The sequence below is a fragment of the Gemmata algarum genome (assembly GCF_034097035.1).
Taxonomy (GTDB): domain Bacteria; phylum Planctomycetota; class Planctomycetia; order Gemmatales; family Gemmataceae; genus Gemmata; species Gemmata algarum.
On sequence record NZ_JAXBLV010000178.1, the window covers coordinates 114287 to 132053 of the forward strand.

Below are 17767 nucleotides of genomic sequence, written 5' to 3' on the forward strand. Positions count from 1 at the left end.
CATAAACTCTCAACCGCGGCCCCAGTCCGAAACACCTGATTTTGTTTCCCCCCTGCTCCCGCGCCGGGATACAACTGTCCCAACCTCTCCGCCCCATTACTGTGGCGATGCACTGATGAACACAGCACGTTTCGCGCTGCTCGGCGCGCTGGCCGCTGCCGCCTTCGTACCAGTCGCGGCCCAGAAGCCAAGCGACCTCGCCCCGTCCGCGTATGCAATCCGTGACGCAAAGGTCGTTACGGAAGCCGGAACCGTGCTCCCCAAAGCCACACTCGTGATACGGGACGGGCTGATCGCTGCGGTCGGAGAGGGCGTTGCCGTCCCGCCGGACGCGCTCGTGATCGAGGGGAAAGGGCTCACCGTTTACCCGGGGTTCATCGACGCCGCCACCACCCGCGGCTACGATGTCGGGCTGCGGCGCTCCCTGGGCGGCCCGCCGGCCCCGGAGGACCTGGCCGCGGACCCGCTCGTCGCTACCAAACCGGACCACCGCAAGGGGCTGACGCCCGAGTTCGCGGTTCAAACGGCGTTCAAGCTCGACGAGGAGTCGGCGGCGCCGTGGCGGAAGGTCGGCTTCACCGCCCAGCTCGTGGCGCCCGACGGCGGGTACCTCTCGGGCACCAGCGCACTCGTGAGCCTGAGCGGGTCGGTCCCGCGCGACGCCACACTACGGGGTCCGGTGGCACTGCACGCCCGCTTCGGACGGGTCGCCGGGGCCGAGTACCCGGTGTCGCTGATGGGGGTGATGGCCCACGCCCGGCAGACGATGCTCGACGCGGGCTGGCTCAAGCGCCAGTGGGCCGCTTATGAAAGTCGCGGGAAGACCGGCAAGCGCCCGCCCGCGGACCCGTGCCTGGAAGCCCTGTGGCCCGCTCTCGACGGCCAACTGCCGGTCGCCTTCGAGGCGGACTCGGCCGACGAGATCAACCGCGCGCTCGACTTCGCAGCCGAGTTCAAACTGAAGCCGCTGATCGTCGGCGGGCGCAGCGCGTGGAAAGTCGCCGACCGGCTGGCGAAGGAGCAGGTGCCGGTCGTCCTGCGGCTCGACTTCGCCTCGGCCCCCGAGCGCGAGTCGGAGTTGCCCGTCCGCGTCCGCGAAGACCAGGAGCGGTTGCGGCAACAGGACGTGGGGTGCGCCGCAGCCCTTCACAAAGCCGGGGTGAAGTTCGCGTTCACCACGCAGGGGCTGGCACCGAACCGGTTCCAGCAGAACGTGCGCAAGGCCATCGCCGCCGGGCTGCCAGCGGACGCCGCGCTGGCGTCGCTAACCGGCACCGCAGCCGACATCCTCGGCGCGTCATCTCAAGTGGGCCGCATCGCGAAGGGCCGCGCCGCTCACCTGCTCGTGTGCGACGGCGCGTTCGACTCGGCCGCGACCAAGTACAAGTTCGCGTTCAGCGACGGCGTTCGCTTCGACCTCACCGCACCAACGCCGCCCGCCGGGGCAACCGCACCCGCACCCGGCGGTGACACCCCGGCCCCCAAGAAGGGGAACCGGCCGCGCCCGGACGCCGACGCGGTCCCGGCCCCGGCCGGACCCGCGCCGGCCCCGAAGGGGCCGTTCGGGTCCGGGCGCCCGGGGGCCGAGCGCGACACGCCGCCGTTCAACGGCGCGGCGCTGCGTGCGGTCGTGCCGATGCTCGACGCCGCCGAACTCACCGCCACCGAGACGGAGGCCGACCGGAAGCCGCCCGTCCGCACCGGCGGGTCCGTGCTGATCCGCGGCGCCACCGTCCTCACCGGCACCGGTAAAACGCTCCCGAACACCGACATCCTGGTCGAATCCGGAAAGATCCGGGCGATCGGTAGTAGCTTGCCCGCCGCGGCCGGCGTGAAGGTCATCGACGCGAACGGCATGTTCGTAACGGCCGGGATCATCGACTCGCACTCGCACTTCGCGATGTCGGGTGGGGTGAACGAGTCGTCGCTGTCGGTGGTGCCCGAGGTGCGGGTGCGCGACGTGATCGACTCCGAGGACGTGCAGGTGTACCGCGCGCTCGGGGGCGGGGTGACCACCGCCCGCCTGCTGCACGGCAGCGCGAACGTAATCGGCGGGCAGGACGCGGTCATCAAAATGAAGTACGGAGCGACCGCACGGGAGATGCTGGTGACCAGCGGGCCGCGCGGGGTGAAGTTCGCCCTCGGCGAGAACGTGAAGCGCACCGACGGCCGGTTCCCGAACAGCCGGCTCGGGGTCGAGGCGGTCCTCGTCCGCGCGTTCACCGAGGCCCAGGCATACCAGAAAAAGTGGGCCGAGTACGAGTCCCGCAAAGGGACCAGCGACCCGCTGCCGGAGCCGCGGCGCGACCTGCGCCTCGAGGCGCTGGCGGACATCCTCAAGGGCGACGTGCGGGTCCACTCGCACTGCTACCGGGCCGACGAGATCCTGATGCTGTTGCGCGTGGCCGACCAGTTCGGCGTCAAGGTGAAGTCCCTCCAGCACGTGCTCGAGGGCTACAAGGTGGCCCCGGAGATCGCCGCGCACGGCGCCAGCGTGAGCCTGTTCAGCGACTGGTGGGCGTACAAGATCGAGGCGTTCGACGCGATCCCCTACGCCGCGAAGCTGCTCAAGGACGCCGGCGCCTCCGTGTGCCTGAAGTCGGACGACAACGAGCTGATGCGGCACCTGAACCAGGAGGCCGCGAAGCTGGTGAAATACTGCGGGTTCACGCCCGAGGAAGCGCTGCACACGATCACCCTGAACCCCGCCAAGCAACTCGGACTGGACACGCGGCTCGGCACCGTCGAGGTGAGCAAGGACGCCGACCTCGCGATCTTCAACGGGCACCCGCTGAACTCCTTCGCGCGGTGCGAAATGACACTGATCGAAGGCGAGATCTACTTCCAGCGGTCGCCGAAGCTCACGCCGTTCGACCCGGCCGCGGCGGAGCCCGCGAAGCCGGCGCCGAAGTTCGCCGCGCTCCCGGAGCTGCCGAAGGGCACCTACGTCCTGCACGGGGGCACGGTCCACTCACCGGGCAAGGAACCGTTCGTCGGCACGGTTACCGTGGACGCCGCAACCGGCAAGTTCCTTCACGTCGCACAGGGCGGTCTGAAGGTCGGCGGGGCGCGGCCGGCGGTTCGCGAGGTCGATTGCACCGGTCTGCACATCTTCCCCGGCATGATCGACGCCGGGACCGTGCTGGGGCTCGTGGAAATCGACTCGGCCCGCGAGACCAACGACTTCCGCGAAGGCGGCGACTTCCAGCCGGACCTCCGCGCGAGCGTCGGCATCAACCCGGACTCGGAGCTGATCCCCGTGACCCGGGCCAACGGGGTGACCACAGCGCTGACGCGGCCCACCGGGTCCCTGCTGCCGGGTCAGGGGGCGCTCATCAACCTCGCGGGCTGGGTGCCGGCAGAAATGGTCGCGGTAGACGGGCTCACGCTCCACATCGAGTACCCCCCGGCGAACGCCGGCGGCTTCCGCGGCGGGTTCAACCCGACCGTCGCGTTCGAGAGCGACGGCGCCTCGGCGGCCCGCTTCCGCCGCGAGCAAAAGCTCACCCAGCTCAAGGAGCTGTTCGAGACGGCCCGCCGGTACGACGACGCGAAGAAGGCCGGCGCGCCGGTCGCAGCTAACCCTCGGCTCGACGCGCTGCGGCCGTTCGTGCGCGGCGAGAAGCCGGTGGTGTTCACCGCGGAGCGCAAGGCCGACATCGCCGGCGTGCTCAAACTGGCCGACGAACTGAAGGTGAAGCCGATCCTGAGCGGCGCGTCCGAGGCGTGGAAGCTCGCGGAGGAGCTGAAGCGGCGCGACGTGCCGGTGATCCTGGGGCCGGTGATGAGCATCCCGCGCGAGACCGGCGACAAGTACGACGCGGCCTACACCGCGGCGGCCAAGCTGCACGCCGCGGGGGTGCGGTTCTGCATCCGGTCGGCGGGCTCGAACAACGCCCGCAACCTGCCATACGAAGCGGCGATGGCGGTCGCGCACGGGCTGCCGCCGGAGGAGGGGCTGAAAGCGGTGACGCTGTACCCGGCGGAAATCCTGGGCGTGGCCGACCGGTTCGGCTCCATCGAGGTCGGCAAGCGGGCGAACCTCGTGATCGCCAACGGCGACGTGCTCCAGGCGACGGCCCAGGTGCTGTGCGTGTTCGTGGACGGCAAGCCGCATGAGCCGACCAGCAAGCAGAGCCGGCTGTTCGACAAGTACCAAAAGCGGTTGAACGAGGGGCGCGAGCGGTCCCCGGGCAGGTGACCGCGCAGGCCGGCGCCGTGAATGCGATTCGGCCTTTGCTTGATGAAGAAACGCCCGCCCTCGCACGCTCCGGCGTGCGGGGCGGCGATTCGCCCGCCGCCCCCCACGATTTTTCACTTTCTTGTATGAGCGCCGACGGCTCGCGGATCAGTATCGGTGAGGTACGTGCCCTCCCCGATACTGATCGCGGTTCCCGGACCCACGTGATCCGGAGCCGCGACAGAGGCCGAGCCGCATCATGTCGAAACGACTGCTCTTCCGACTGCTGGCTTCTGCCCCGCCCGGGACCGACCACGTCACCGACGCCGAACTGCTGCGCCGCTTCGCCGCGTCCGCCGATTCGGCCGCGTTCGAGCTGATCGTTCACCGGCACGCCCCCGCGGTGTGGGCCGCGTGTCGGCGCCTGCTGGCCGCCGATGCCGACGCCGAGGACGCGTTCCAGGCCGCGTTCCTGGCCCTGCTCCGCTGTGCCCGTGACGTTCGCACCCCGTGCGTGGGCGGGTGGCTCCACCGCGTCGCCGTCCACGCCGCCCTCAAGCTCCGCGAGCGAACGCGGCGCGTCACCGCCGTCGAGCCACAACAGTTCGACGCGACCCCGGCGGCGCCCGTCGAACCGGCCGATTCTGAACTCGTGGCGGTCGTTCACGAGGAACTCGCGCGGTTGCCCGAGCGCGAGCGCCTCCCGGTGGTCCTGTGCGACCTGGAGGGGTTGTCCCACGCCGACGCCGCTAAGGCGCTCGGCTGGCCCGTGGGCACCGTGTCCGGGCGCCTCAGCCGCGCGCGAGCCACACTCCGCGCGCGGCTGGGGCGCCGCGGGTTCGCGCCGGCCGCGTTCGGGCCGGTCGGGATGGCACCGCCGCACCTCGTGACCCGAACCTTACCCATGACCGCCGGACAGGTGCCGGCTGCGGTCGCTTCACTTACCGAGGGAGTTCTTGCAGTGCTGAACACGACGCATTGGGTCAGGGCCGTGGCGGCGGCCGTGGTTGTGTGTTCGGGAATCGCCGGCGCCGGCAGCATGTTGGCTGTTGCGCCAAGCGGCACGTCTCAGCCGCAAAAAGCTGAGGCGGTCCCGCCCCCACGTGCTCCGGGCACTCCCGCGCCCAAGAGCGAGATCACACAACCCGCATCACCCAAGAACATCGAAAGCGGCTGGCGACCAGCACTCGTCCCCCAGACCAGTATGACTGCGTTTCCCGAGGTCGCTGCTCTCGATTGGGCGAAGCCCTCGGGGATCAAAGAGGCCTTCAAGCAACAGTGCCCGCGGCTGACCGGAGTGATCGAACTGAAAGCGGATCCGGCAGACGACACGCTGAGGAAGCTACTGAAAGCCCGCCTCCAAGCGGGTATTAGTGAGCACATTCGGATCGTCGCGGCATGGGAAGTCGCCGGTCCCTACGAACAATCACTGATCGAATTTCACGGCTGGCTGGCCGACATGCAAGCCATTGTCACCGAGTTGTGGGGCCGACAGCCAAAGGAGCAAGAGCTTTGGCTCACGGAACTGCTTATTGCCGCCAAGGCGTCCGAGCGACACACAGAACTCCGCGTGCGGGCCGGCGCATACCGCCCGCAATTGCTGGACGTGGCGAACCGACACCGCCTGAAGGTCGAAACGGAATTGTGGAAGGTCAAGAACCCGAAGTAGTACGTGTCAGCAGCATCAAGCCGGTGACTGACCGCCCAACAGCGGGTAGCGGGTCGAACCGGGGAGGCGAAGGGCATGGGCGGCCTCACCCGGTTCAACCCGCGTTCCGAAGGCGAACTCGGAACTGAGCGGATGGTGTCCGAAAACCCCGTCGCGGGTGCCGGGGAAATCATCAACGAAACGGCAGGCGATCAGGCAAGGAAGCAATTTCGGGCAAGTGATACGAGCAGCCCAGAGCAGGACTCGCGCCGCCCGTTGATTATTCCGCACCAAATAACACAAGTCATTTTCCAATAACGATTTATGATTACTATTGCCATTCGTGTCGCGAGTTCAGACTTGTCGATAAATCCGGCATGTGTCCGGGAAATCGGAAATCGCCCGACTCATGTTTGCTTTCTCCCGGGTCCGCGGTGTATAGTTCCTTCAGACCGGCCGCGGCAGCCACACTGAATGGGCGACAGTGTGACAGCTTGCGGCCGGTCCTTTTTTTGTATTCGCATTTTCGTCCCATCAAGGCTGCACCGTCCACGCAAATTGCGTGCGACGAATTCACTTCACGGCCTCCTCAAAATACCTTTTCCACTCGTTTGGCGTCTCGCGATTTCGAGACCATCACTTGCACACCGGAAACGCCACCGAACACAACAGCCCGCTTCGTATCACGAACGTGAGGCGCTGCCGCGCCCACACATCGGAGGGAAGCCGTGGACGTGCGCGAATACAACCGCCGGGCCTGGGACCAGCAGGTGGCGACCGGGAACAAGTGGACCGTGCCGGTCGGTCCCGAGGTGACGGCCTCGGCCCGGCGTGGTGAGTGGTCCGTGGTCCTCACCCCGACGCGACCGGTTCCCCGCGATTGGTTCCCGTCACTGGCCGGTTTGGATGTGTTGTGCTTGGCGTCCGGAGGCGGACAGCAAGGGCCGGTACTGGCAGCCGCCGGAGCCCGAGTTACCGTATTCGACAACTCGCCGGCGCAGCTCGCTCGAGACCGTTCCGTGGCCGAGCGCGACGGGCTGACCCTCACCACCATCGAAGGTGACATGCGGGACCTGTCCGCATTCGGGAACGGATCGTTCGGGCTGGTGTTCCATCCGTGCTCCAACGGGTTCGTGCCGGACGTGCGCCCCGTGTGGCGCGAGTGCTTCCGCGTCCTGAAACCCGGCGGGGTTCTCCTGGCCGGGTTCACGAACCCAGTGCTGTACACCTTCGACGACGCAGCCGCCACCGACCGGGGCGAACTCGTCGTGCGGCATGCGATCCCGTATTCGGACCTGACCAGCCTGACGGACGAAGAGCGAACCCGATACACGAGCAAAGACGAGCCGTTGTGCTTCGGGCACACACTGGAAGATCAGATCGGCGGGCAACTGGACGCCGGGTTCCGAATGACCGCCTTCTTCGAGGACCGCGACCCGACCCACCCGCTGGCGAAGTACCTGCCCGCCTTCATTGCCACCCGCGCCGTCAAGCCGTGACGGCCGCCGGCCCTCCCCTCCGGACCCGCCCCATGCTCCCGTCCGTCCTCTTACTCGCCGCACTGGCCGCACCGCCGGTCGCCATTGATGTCGGCGACCGCAAGCAACTGTTCATCGACGACGCGCTCATCGCCCGACGAGACCGGGTCGAGTTGCGCGTCAACCCGCCGCAAAAGCTCGGACCGCTCAAAGACGACAGCGGCAAGCCGCTACGCGGGCACGTCGCCCGCGTGATCGACGGCGAGAAAGCACGCCTGTACCTCGGACACGAAGACGTACAGGTGCTGGAGAGCACGGACGGGCTCGCGTTCCGCCGTACCGGCGCGAAACTCCCCGGCGGGCACTTCCCGACCATCTTCCTCGACCCGCACGAGACCGACCCCGCGAAGCGGTACAAGCTGTTCCACCTTGAGTTCGCCGAGCCCTTCGACCCGGCCAAGCACGGGGTGTTCGCCAGCTACTCACCCGACGGGTTGAAATTCACCAAGGTGGGGCGGGTGCTCCCGTTCTTCACCGACAACCCGACGGTGGTTCACTGGGACGAGCGGATCAGGAAGTACGTCATCTACACCCGCGCGTTCGATTACACCTCCGAGAACCAGCGCCGCATCGGGCGGATTGAGACCGACGACCCGCTCAAGCCGTGGCCGTACACGAAAACCGAGAAGCACCGCATCTTCCCGTCGGTCGAGAACCTGCCGGTCGTGTACTCCGCCGACAAGGAAGACGACCCGCACTCGGACGTGTACTACAACGCGGCCGAGCCGTACCCGTGGGCCGGCGGCGTGTACCTCATGTTCCCGTCGCACTTCCGCCACTTCTCTCCCCAGCGGCACCCGTTCGTCCGGCCGCGGGTGAAGGGCCAGTGGGAGGATTACGGAATGCTCGAAGTGCAGTTGGCCGTGAGCCGCGATGGGGTGAAGTGGTCGCGCCCCGAGCGGACCGCGTACATACCGACGGGGTTGGCGGACGAGTGGGACCGCTGGTACACGGTGGCCGCCCCGGGGCTCGTGCGGCGCGGTAACTACGTGTACCAGTACTACTACTCCAGCGGCCGGTTACACGATTCGGCGGTGCTGCGCCCCGAGTACGAGAAAATCGCGGGTCAAGAGGGCGGGGTCGGGGTGGTGCGCCAGCGGCTCGACGGGTTCGTCTCGGCCGACGCCGATCACAAGGGCGGCTGGTTCACGACCCCGCCGCTCGTGTTCCAGGGCAATAAGCTTCGACTGAACATCGACACCGGGGCGGCGGGGAACGCGCTCGTCGAGTTGCAGGACGCCGACGGAAAACCGATCCCGGGGTTCACGCTGGCGGACTGCGAGGAGATCGGGGGGAACTTCATCGACCAGTGCGTGTACTGGAAGGGCAAAGCGGACGTATCGGCACTCGCCGGACGACCCGTGCGTATTCACGTCACGATGAAGCGAGCGAAGCTCTTCGGACTCCAGTTCACGAAAGAATGACGCTGAATCCGATGGATCCGTTCCCTGCCCCGCTCCCCGGCATCGCCCACTGTGTCCGACGCCGGGGAGCGGGGACGCGATCAGCCGAGCCGGCGGTCACGGGCCGGATCGAAGAAGAACCAGTTCGCGCCCGCGCCACCAGTCAGGGTGTCACTCGACGTATCATCCCAGACGGTCGTCGGCCCCAAATATACACCGCCGCACAGGGTCGGATCGGCCAACGCAGCGGTTCGCTGCCCATACGTCTTGGTCGAATCAACCCACACGCCGAGCAGGCTCGCCAACGCCCCCCGGTCGTCGTCGTAGCTGGTGAACCCGGCAACCAGGATATCGTCACCGGGGCCGGCGACGAGCCGATCCGCCCCGCGGCCACCGATCAGGATGTCCCGTCCGGCGCCGCCGTTCAGGTGGTCGTTCCCGTCCCCGCCGATCAGGACGTCGTTCCCGCCCCCGCCGGTGAGAACGTCGTCCCCGTCCCCGCCGTAGAGCCACGCAGTCAGGTCGGTCCCCCCGCCCACCGTGACGCTGTCGTCCCCCGCCTGAGCATACACGACGATCCCGTCGAGTGGCATGGTGAGTGAAGCCGAGAACAGCGTGGCCGACGACCCACCAATGGCCAGCGACAATTCCCACCCATTCGACCGCGGGCGGAAAATCCCGACCGTCAGATCCAGGCCGTTCGGACCCGCCGAGAGAATGGTGACCGTGTACCCTCCTAACAGCCCCTGCGAAACGGTGATGAGATCCGCTCCGGTCGTCCCGCCGACCACCAACAGACCCTTGCCCGGGCTCAGCGGGTCTTCCTGGATGGCCACGGCGCTGACGGTGACCGATGTGGTCGCGGTCGCAGTTCCGCCATCGTCGTCCGTTACCGTGAACGACACTTTGTAGACGCCGTCAGCGGTCGGGACGAACGAGAGGGCCGATCCGGTGCCGGTGGCGTATGTGACCCCGTTCCGGGTGACCGTCCAGGTGAGGGTGTGGGTGTCGCCCGCGCCGAGGTCGGTAAAGCTCCCGACGTAGGTTAGCGTTTGCCCCCGGACCCCGGAGGTCGGGCCGGTGAAGGACGGCACCGGCGCGGCGTTCGTCACGACCACCGTCTGCTCGGTCGTCGAACTGCCGCCGTCCTCGTCGGCCGCCGTTAGTACGATTCGGTAACTGCCGTTGTCGTTCGGGGTGAACGTGAACGCCGCCCCGCTGCCGGTCGCGACCGCCTCGGACGCGCCGTCCTTGTAAACAGCCCACGTCAGGGTGATCGCGTCGTTGATCCCGGCCGCGTCGGTGGCGCTACCGGTGGCCGTAATGGCCGTCCCTTCCACTCGTAAGCCGGCAACCGACTCGATCACCGGGACCGGCGCGGCGTTCGCCACGGCCACCAACTGGTCCGTAATTGCCACGCCGCCGTCCTCGTCGGACGCGACCATCACGATGCAGTAGCTGCCGCCGTCGCTCGGGGTGAAGGTGAACCCCGCGCCGTTGCCGGTTGCGTAAGTGCCGGTTGCTCCGTCCTTGAAAACGAACCACGTCAGCGTGACGGTGTCGTTGCCCCCGGCCGCGTCGGTAGCAGATCCGGTGACCGTGATAGCGGTGCCCTCCACCCGCGGACCCGAAACCGACTGAATGACCGGAACCGGCGCCACGTTCCGCACGGTGACAGCCACGCTCGTCGAAACGCTCGCGGTATCGCCCGTTGACGGTTCGAGGGCCGTGGCTGTCACTGTCAACGTGAACGAGGCGTTGTCCGGCACAGTGATCTTCAGCCCATTCAAATCAGCCGCAGTCAGGGTCCAGACGCCATCACCGGTGTTGGTGCCGGCGGACAGCGTTACCCCATCCGGCACCCCGGCCACCGTGACGGTCAGCACCTCCGAGCCGTCCAGGTCGTTGAGCTGCGCGGCGATGTCGAGCGCGATCGGCGTGCCCTCGTCCCCGAGAGCGGTCGAGGGCGCCGTCAGGCTCGGCGTCTCGGCCACCGCCGGGGCGTTGACCGACACGACCAGCGTCACTCCGTCCGGGCCAAGGGTGGCGGGCCGCACCACGGTCTGCCCGTTGTACTCGACCACCACCTCGTACTCCCCCTGGAACGCGCGGGTCGAGAACGCCCCGCCCCACGCGCTGGTGCCGCGCGTGTCGGTCCACCAGTCGCCGAACACCAAGTCCTGATACGCCTGGCCGTTCGGCTTGAGGGTCCAGTCGAAGTTGAACATGGCGGCGTCCGGCCGCCAGTGCGAGCCGGCCCAGAAGCCCCACTGGACGAACTCCGTCACCGCCGGGTTGCTGAACACCATTGTCATGTAGTCGCGCAGGTAGTCGGCCTGCAACTGCTGGTCGCTGGTGGTGAAGTCGAACTCGGTGATGGCGATCGGCAGCCCGTAAGCGCCATACGTGTTGAGCAGGTCACCCAGCACGGGGATGTCGGTCAGGTTACTGGTGGTGTAGTGGCTCTGCTCCCCGATCCCGTCGAGCACCCCGGCGGCGGTGAGCCGGTCGAGCCACGCGCCGAAGTCGGCGCGGTGCGCGGCGTTCAGGCCGTTCCGGGCGAAGATCTCGTAGTCGTTGAGGAACCGCAGCACGGTCGGGTCGTACTGGCCCACCAGCTCGTACCACTTGGTGACGATGTCCGGGCCGAGGATGTCCATCACGTCGTGGTTGCTGTACGGCTCGTTCACCACGTCCCATTCGGTGATGATGCCGTTGAACGTGGTGATCATCTCCGCGATCCGGGCGCCGATCGCGGCCTCCAGATAGTCGGCCGCCGCGTCCGCACCTTGTGCGGCCTTGATCTGGTCGTAGGTGGCCCACACGTCGGCGGGCATGTTGTCGCGGCGCGGCCAGATAATATTGTGCCCGCGGACGTACAGCCCGTTGGCCACCAGCCAGTCCACCGAGTTCTGCGCCCGGGCCGGGTCGTTCTCGTAGGGCTGCCACTTGAGCTGGCTCTCGATGGTGGCCGTGTTGAACAGTTGGAGCAACACGGCCCGGTACTTGTCCGCGTCCGCGCCGGAACTCAGGAGCAGGTTCGCGTTCACGGCCGTTCCGAACTTGAACGCCTGCTCGGCCTGCCGGACGGACACCACCGCCCCGTCGACCGCGCGGCCGGCCTGGTCCACCACCTGCACGGCGAGGTCGGCCTTGCGAACCGCGTCGATCTGGGCGTCGGCCTCGGCCCGCCAGTCCGCCCCACCGTCCCGCCCGCCGTACCCCAGCGGAGACGTCAGCGTCGGCAGTGCCTGCACGACCGGGTCCGGCGTGGACGTCTTAGTCAGTGTCAGGCCCACGATCTGGACCTTCTGCACCGCGTGCCCGAAGTTGATCGCCACCTGGAGACCGCCGGCCGCGAACGCCTCGGCAATCGGAACGGTGTATGTGTACGCCGTCCACCCGCCGCCGCTGGTGCTCTGGTTGTTCAGTGTGAGCTGCTGAAGGAAGAGCGTGGCAAAGGTGCCGTCGGTCCGCTGCACGGCGACCGAGATCGTCCCCGCGGTGGTTTGCGTCCGGGCGGTGAACTGGAGCGTCAGGGTGTCGCCCGCCTTCAGGGCATCGGGCACCTTCGCGACGGCCTGGAAGCCCGACGGCGCCGGCGGCTTCGTGGTCGTTTCGACCGTGTAGGACTGAAAGAACGCCGGGGCGCTGGTGAACGCAGACGGGGTGGCCGTTCCGTAAGTTCCCGTGCCGGTGAACGCGAGTTCCGACAGGAAGTCGTTCTGGAACGGGTACGGGTCGGTCGTGTTCGCGGTGACCACCAGACCCGCGATCTGGACCGTTTGCAGGCCGTAGCCGAGGTTGAACACGAGTTGCAGCGCGTTCGTCGCGAACGCCTTGCTCAGCGTTCCGGTGAACGTGAACTGGACCCAGTCGGTCCCGACCGTGCGCGCCCCCGTGCTACCGAACGTCTGGTTCGGGCTGGCGATTTCTTGAAGGAGGGCGTTGAACTGCGCCGTGCCAGTCTTCGCCCGCGCGTAGAACTGAACGGTCACCGCCGTGCCGCTGGCCAGCGCGTCCACGTTCCGGGTGGCCGCCTGAAAGTTGTAAAGCTGCGGCGGAACCGCGGTCGTGATCGCCTCGTAAGCCCGGGTGAACCCCGGTCCTGTCGCGTCAATGTACCGACCGCTGCCGTAAGCCGCGCCGGTGGTCGTCAGCGCGCCGGTCGACGAACTCGGGACCGCGGCGGAAACCATCGGCGTCGTCGGGCCGGAGTGGGTCCAGGTGATGCCGCCGAGTTGCAGCGCCTGCGGGTCGAACCCAAAGTTGAATCCCAGTTGCAGTGCGTTCGCCGCGAACGCCTGCGGGGCCGTGAAGGTCAGCGTGAACTTGGTCCACTCCGTCCCGACGGTGGCGTCGCGGCTGGTGTAGATGGTGCCGCCGCCGGCCGTTTGCACCACGACGCGGGTCTGCGCCGTCGCCCCCCCGACCGACCGCACGTAATACTCCACGGTCACCGTCTCGCCGGCGGCGATGGCGGCGGCGTTCTTGACCGTCTGCTGGAACTGGTACGATCCGGTGGGCGGCTTGGTGACGGTCGTGGCCTGCGTGGCCGAGGTGAACGTCGGCCCGTCCACTGCCACCGGCCCGACCGTTCCCCAGGTGCCGCCGTTCTGGGTAACGGTAAACCCGGCGGCGGGGATCAGGCTGGGCGAGGGGCCGTAGTTGAGCAACCGGACGCCGGCCAGTTGGAGGGTCTGCAACTGGCCCCCGAACCGGAAGTTGAGCGCCGCCGCGCCGGCCGCGTAGTCGTCGTTGGCCACGAACGCGATCTGGAACTTGGTCCACTCGCTGCCCACCTCGGCGCCCTGCGAGAGCGACTTGGCGTTCGGGGCGACGCGCTGCTCGAACACAACTTCAAACCGCCCGGTCACGCCGCTCAGGGAGCGGGCGTAGAACTCCACAAGCAGGCGGTCGCCCTTCTTGACGGCCGCGGTCGTGGCCTGGGCCGCCTGAAGGTTGTAGGTGTTGGGCGGGACCGTCGTAACGTTGACGTGAAGCGCCTGGCCGAACCGCGGGTCCGGCAGCACCTGGCTCGACCCGTAAGTCGGGACGCCGTTGGTGGAGAACGCCGCGGGCGACGAGTTGACAACGGGCGTTCCACCGGCCGGCGCGTCGCTGTTGTCGAGGATCGTGGTGACGGCCGTCCGGCTGCTGATCGTGCCGACCTGATAGCCCGGCCCGTCTTGCAGTTCGACGGAAACCGTTTCCGTCCCCTCAAGGAGGCCGTCGGCGAGCCCCCGGACGCTGATCGCCGCCGAGGTCGCGCCGGCCGGGATGGTAACCCACCCGGACAGGGGCACGTAGTCCGTTCCGGCGATGGCGGTTCCGGACACGGTGTAGCGAACGGTGATCGGCGAGGTCGTCGGCCCGGTCCGGACGACGGTGAACCGGCCCTCGTTGTCCTCGCCCTCGACGGCGGCGCTGGTGTCGGCATAGACCCGGACTTCCGGAAGCACCGGAGCAAGGTGCTCGCCAGGGATGACCGCATCAACCTGACCGTCCGGCCGCACCCAACCGATGCCCGGAGCGGCCGAGCCCGTTCCGATCGCCTCGACGTAGTACGACTGCCCCGCGACAAGGTAAATGGGTGCTGACGCGCCCCCACCGGCGACCAGTCGCTTCCCGGCGGGATCGGCGCTGTTGCTCAGGTACAACGCGGCGCCCGACGCCCCAACGGTAAATTGGTAATATCCGGTAGCCGGAGGGAAAATAAATCCGCTGAGCTTCGATCCTTCTTGGAGCAGGCCGCCCCGTTCGCTCGGGAACAGTTGCCCGACCGGGATGACCGCGCGGGGCTGCGACGGGCTGGCCCATTCCAGCTTGACCTGCCCGCCGCCGACATGGTTCTCGTACTCCACCTGGAGGTCGTACCGGCGGCCGGCGACGAGGTGAATTGCCCCCGCGTACTGGGCCGCCGCTTCCGTTCCGCTGCCGCTCACCAGCAACTGCCCGTTGACCCACACCCGGACCTTCTCGTCCGCGGTTGCCGTGAACGTGTAATCCTCAGTGTATTTCGCCTCCACCTGTCCCGACCACCGAATCGCACGCGCCCCTCCGGCCACTTCGGGTGCCCACTGAGCGTTTATGCCCGCGTCCGTCTGAACGGCCGTCAAATTTGTGAAATCCGGGTTCGCGTAATACTGACCCAAGAGCCCTGCCCCGGACGCCGGGGTGAGACGGTCTTCCAGTCGCTCCACACCGTTCAGGGCAATCGGTTGCCGGTTCCGGAAAGAGCTGCGAGACGACATACGAGGTCCTTCGGCTTGATGCAGTGGGTGGGTTACGCAGACGGGCCGCCGGTCCCCGGCAACCCGTTTGCGAAGGAATGATCCGGAGATAATCGAGCGGGGCGATGGTTGCCGCCCGGCCGGCGGCGGAAGGTTCGCGTGCCGTCCGACCGGAACCGGCGGCGGCACGCTGCGGGGACGGGCTCAATTCAGTCCGGCTTCACCAACTCGGTAACCTCAACGGACCGGATCGAGAGGACCTTTTCCGCGCCGACGGTGAAGCTCTCCAGGCTCAGCCGGATCGGTTCGCCGTCGCGGCGCTCGAACTCGCCGGAGACCGTTTTCCAGATGTCGTCGCTGGCGGTGAGCGGAATCTGAAGGACGTTCCGCACGGTCGTTCCGGGCGCCTGAACCACCATCCCGCCCGAAGCTCCGCTTTGGGTCGCGTACTCAACCGTCACGCGGTACGCCTTCCCGGGCGTCAGGCGGAGGTCCATCTCGCGTTCGAGTTCGAACGCGATCCGGCCGGCCTTATCGTCAGACAGGTTGGCCAGCCCCAGCGCCCGCGAAATACCGGTGGACTCGCACCGGAACTCCGCGACCGCGGTGGGCTTCCAGCACGAAGCGCGAATCCCCTTGGGGAGTTGCTCGGGCGCCCCCGCTCGAATCTTCGCCCCCTCTTTCGTGACCTGGAACGGTTCGATCTCTCCGAGATCGGAGCGGTAGACCACGGTCCCGGCTCTCCACCCGGCGAACCGGTTGGCCAGAGCCGTCGGGGCCGCGGGAGCCGCCGGCGCCGCAGCCGCGGCCCGCCCCTTCCACACGTCGAGCGACCGGAGCCGGAACGCACCGGTCGGTGCGGTCGGTGCCTTCGGGTCCGGGGAGATGTTGCAACTGAACATCACCGGGTCGTTGGTCTGCCGGGTGAACACGAACTCCGCCTGGCGCCAGCCCCCGCTCGTCGGCGCGAGCGGCTCCAGAACGGGCCTCACGTATGGCGCCTTGTCGATCTTGATTCCGAACTGCACGAGGCCGGGGCCGTCGAACTGGTACTCCACGCGGAACGTGCGGGACTCGTTCACCCCGGGCGTGCTGAGAACGGCGTCCAGCTTACAAACCACCTCGGTGCGCTCGAACCGGACGCGCCGCACTTCAAGCGCGCGTGCGCCGGCGAAGTCGGCGATCGCGAACTCGGCAGCCGCCGCGGGCTCGTGGTGGTTGATTCCCCATCCCAGCGGAAGGCTCTGGCCGCCGAGCCGCTGTGTGTACACCTTCTCACCGACCGCGGCCGAGAGCGAGCTGGTTTCCAGGTTCGCGAAATCGATGTGGTACAACAGTTCGCCCGGCGCCCCGGCCGGCGGCTTGACGGCCGGCTGCTGGTTCTGCGGTGCGCTCGGGCCGATTCTGGGCGGGGTGCTCACCGGCTGCGTCACAGACGGTGTAACGGGCTGATTACCGCCAGGCACGTTCGACGCCAGTTCCGGCTTCTTACCACCGGACGCCAGAACCGCGACGAGCACCACCACGAGCAACGCGCCGAGCGCGCCGGCCGCGATCAGCAGCGTCTTTTTCTGCGGCTCCGCCGGTTTCGCCTTCTTCTTCCGCCGGGTGGTGCGGCGCTCCGTACCGGCCGTTCCGGCGCGAACGGTACTCCGGGCCGACGGCAACCCGCCCTCGACGATGCGCCCCGAGTGCGCGGCCCCCACCACGCCGGGCAAGTTGGTCCGCGACTGTCCCAGCCACGGCGCCAGTGCGGCGATCACGTCGGCGGGCGTTTGGTACCGGTCTTTGGGCTTTTTCGCGAGCATCTTCGCGACCACCGCGGCCAGTTCGGCCGGGAGCGTCGGGTCGAGTTCCGTCAGGTCCGGGGCCGGCTTCATCTGGTGCTGGGCCAGCTTCTGTGTGGTGTTCCCCTGGAACGGCGGGCGGCCGGTGAGGAGGGTGAAGAACGTGGCCCCGAGCGAGTAGATGTCGGCCCGAATGTCCAGGTTGACGGCGCCGAGGGACTGCTCCGGGGCGATGAAATCGACGGTCCCGGCAATGGCCCCGTGTTCCAGCCGCTCGGTCAGCTTGTCTTCTTCTTTGGCGAACGAGCGGGCCAGCCCCATGTCGAGGATCTTGAGCGTTTTCTGGTCCCGCGTGAGGATCAGGTTGGCCGGCTTGATGTCGCGGTGGACGAACCCGCGCTCGTCGGCGTGTTGGAGCCCGGCAGCCGCCTGGGCGATGTACTCGACGGCCCGCGACGGCGTGACGGGGCCGCCCTTTTGGAGCAACTGCTCCAGCGTCACCCCGTCAACGTACTCCAGCGTGATGTAATGGATGCCGTCCTGGTTCGCGACATCGTTGATGCGGACGATGTTCGGGTGGTCCAGCGCGGCAGCGGCCCGGGCCTCGCGCAGGAACCGCTCGAGGGCTAGGTCGGTCCCGTCCACATCCTTCGGGAGGGTGAGCACCTTGACCGCCGCGAGCCGGCGGAGCGTGGTGTGCTCCGCAAGGAACACGGTCCCCATCCCGCCCTGCCCGAGCTGGTCCTGAATGACGTACGATCCCAGCCGGAACCCACGCGACCGGCCGTTCAGCAGGAGCCGTGCCTGGAACTTCGTCAGCACCCCGCGCTGAACGAAGACGGTCGCCGCCCGGGTCGGATCGTCGGGCAGGTCGGGCACCTTGGCCATCGCGTCGTCGAACGCGCCGGCCTGATAGATGCCGCTCCGGCGGAACAGGTCGATGAACTCGGTTGTGGATGATAGTGCGGGCATAGGTGA

Annotated in this window: 7 protein-coding genes; 5 read left to right on the top strand and 2 right to left on the bottom strand. The window is 67.8% G+C overall.

The features are described from left to right. Positions 1 to 115: 115 nt before the first annotated feature. The 5 genes from R5W23_RS14940 to R5W23_RS14960 all read left to right on the top strand — a co-directional run bounded on the left by R5W23_RS14940 (position 116) and on the right by R5W23_RS14960 (position 8790). Positions 116 to 4201 (top strand): amidohydrolase family protein, encoded by a 4086-nt coding sequence (locus R5W23_RS14940; RefSeq protein WP_320686979.1) that lies wholly within the window; start codon positions 116 to 118, stop codon positions 4199 to 4201. 238 nt (positions 4202 to 4439) lie between these two features. Next, positions 4440 to 5849 carry an RNA polymerase sigma factor gene (locus tag R5W23_RS14945; RefSeq protein ID WP_320686980.1) on the top strand — a complete coding sequence of 470 codons (1410 nt, stop codon included), beginning with the start codon at positions 4440 to 4442 and terminating at the stop codon, positions 5847 to 5849. 75 nt (positions 5850 to 5924) lie between these two features. After that, the gene (locus tag R5W23_RS14950; RefSeq protein WP_320686981.1) at positions 5925 to 6146 is read left to right on the top strand and encodes a hypothetical protein; all 222 of its coding nucleotides are present in this window, start codon (positions 5925 to 5927) and stop codon (positions 6144 to 6146) included. Between the two features lie 410 nt (positions 6147 to 6556). Beyond that, entirely contained in the window at positions 6557 to 7327 is a 771-nt protein-coding gene (locus R5W23_RS14955) for a class I SAM-dependent methyltransferase (RefSeq protein WP_320686982.1), read from the top strand. 32 nt (positions 7328 to 7359) lie between these two features. Beyond that, entirely contained in the window at positions 7360 to 8790 is a 1431-nt protein-coding gene (locus tag R5W23_RS14960; protein ID WP_320686983.1) for a hypothetical protein, read from the top strand. A gap of 80 nt (positions 8791 to 8870) precedes the next feature. Here the strand turns inward: R5W23_RS14960 and R5W23_RS14965 are convergent, their stop codons facing one another. Further along, positions 8871 to 15023, bottom strand: coding sequence for an endo-1,4-beta-xylanase (locus R5W23_RS14965; RefSeq protein ID WP_320686984.1), 6153 nt, complete (start codon positions 15021 to 15023; stop codon positions 8871 to 8873). A gap of 188 nt (positions 15024 to 15211) precedes the next feature. Next, entirely contained in the window at positions 15212 to 17761 is a 2550-nt protein-coding gene (locus R5W23_RS14970; RefSeq protein ID WP_320686985.1) for a serine/threonine-protein kinase, read from the bottom strand. Between the last annotated feature and the right edge of the window lie 6 nt (positions 17762 to 17767).

Bases quoted from the DNA above. Each gene is read 5' to 3' on its own strand.
- R5W23_RS14940 (WP_320686979.1), top strand. From the start codon at position 116: ATGAACACAGCACGTTTCGCGCTGCTCGGCGCGCTGGCCGCTGCCGCC.
- R5W23_RS14945 (WP_320686980.1), top strand. From the start codon at position 4,440: ATGTCGAAACGACTGCTCTTCCGACTGCTGGCTTCTGCCCCGCCCGGG.
- R5W23_RS14950 (WP_320686981.1), top strand. From the start codon at position 5,925: ATGGGCGGCCTCACCCGGTTCAACCCGCGTTCCGAAGGCGAACTCGGA.
- R5W23_RS14960 (WP_320686983.1), top strand. From the start codon at position 7,360: ATGCTCCCGTCCGTCCTCTTACTCGCCGCACTGGCCGCACCGCCGGTC.
- R5W23_RS14965 (WP_320686984.1), bottom strand. From the start codon at position 15,023: ATGTCGTCTCGCAGCTCTTTCCGGAACCGGCAACCGATTGCCCTGAAC.
- R5W23_RS14970 (WP_320686985.1), bottom strand. From the start codon at position 17,761: ATGCCCGCACTATCATCCACAACCGAGTTCATCGACCTGTTCCGCCGG.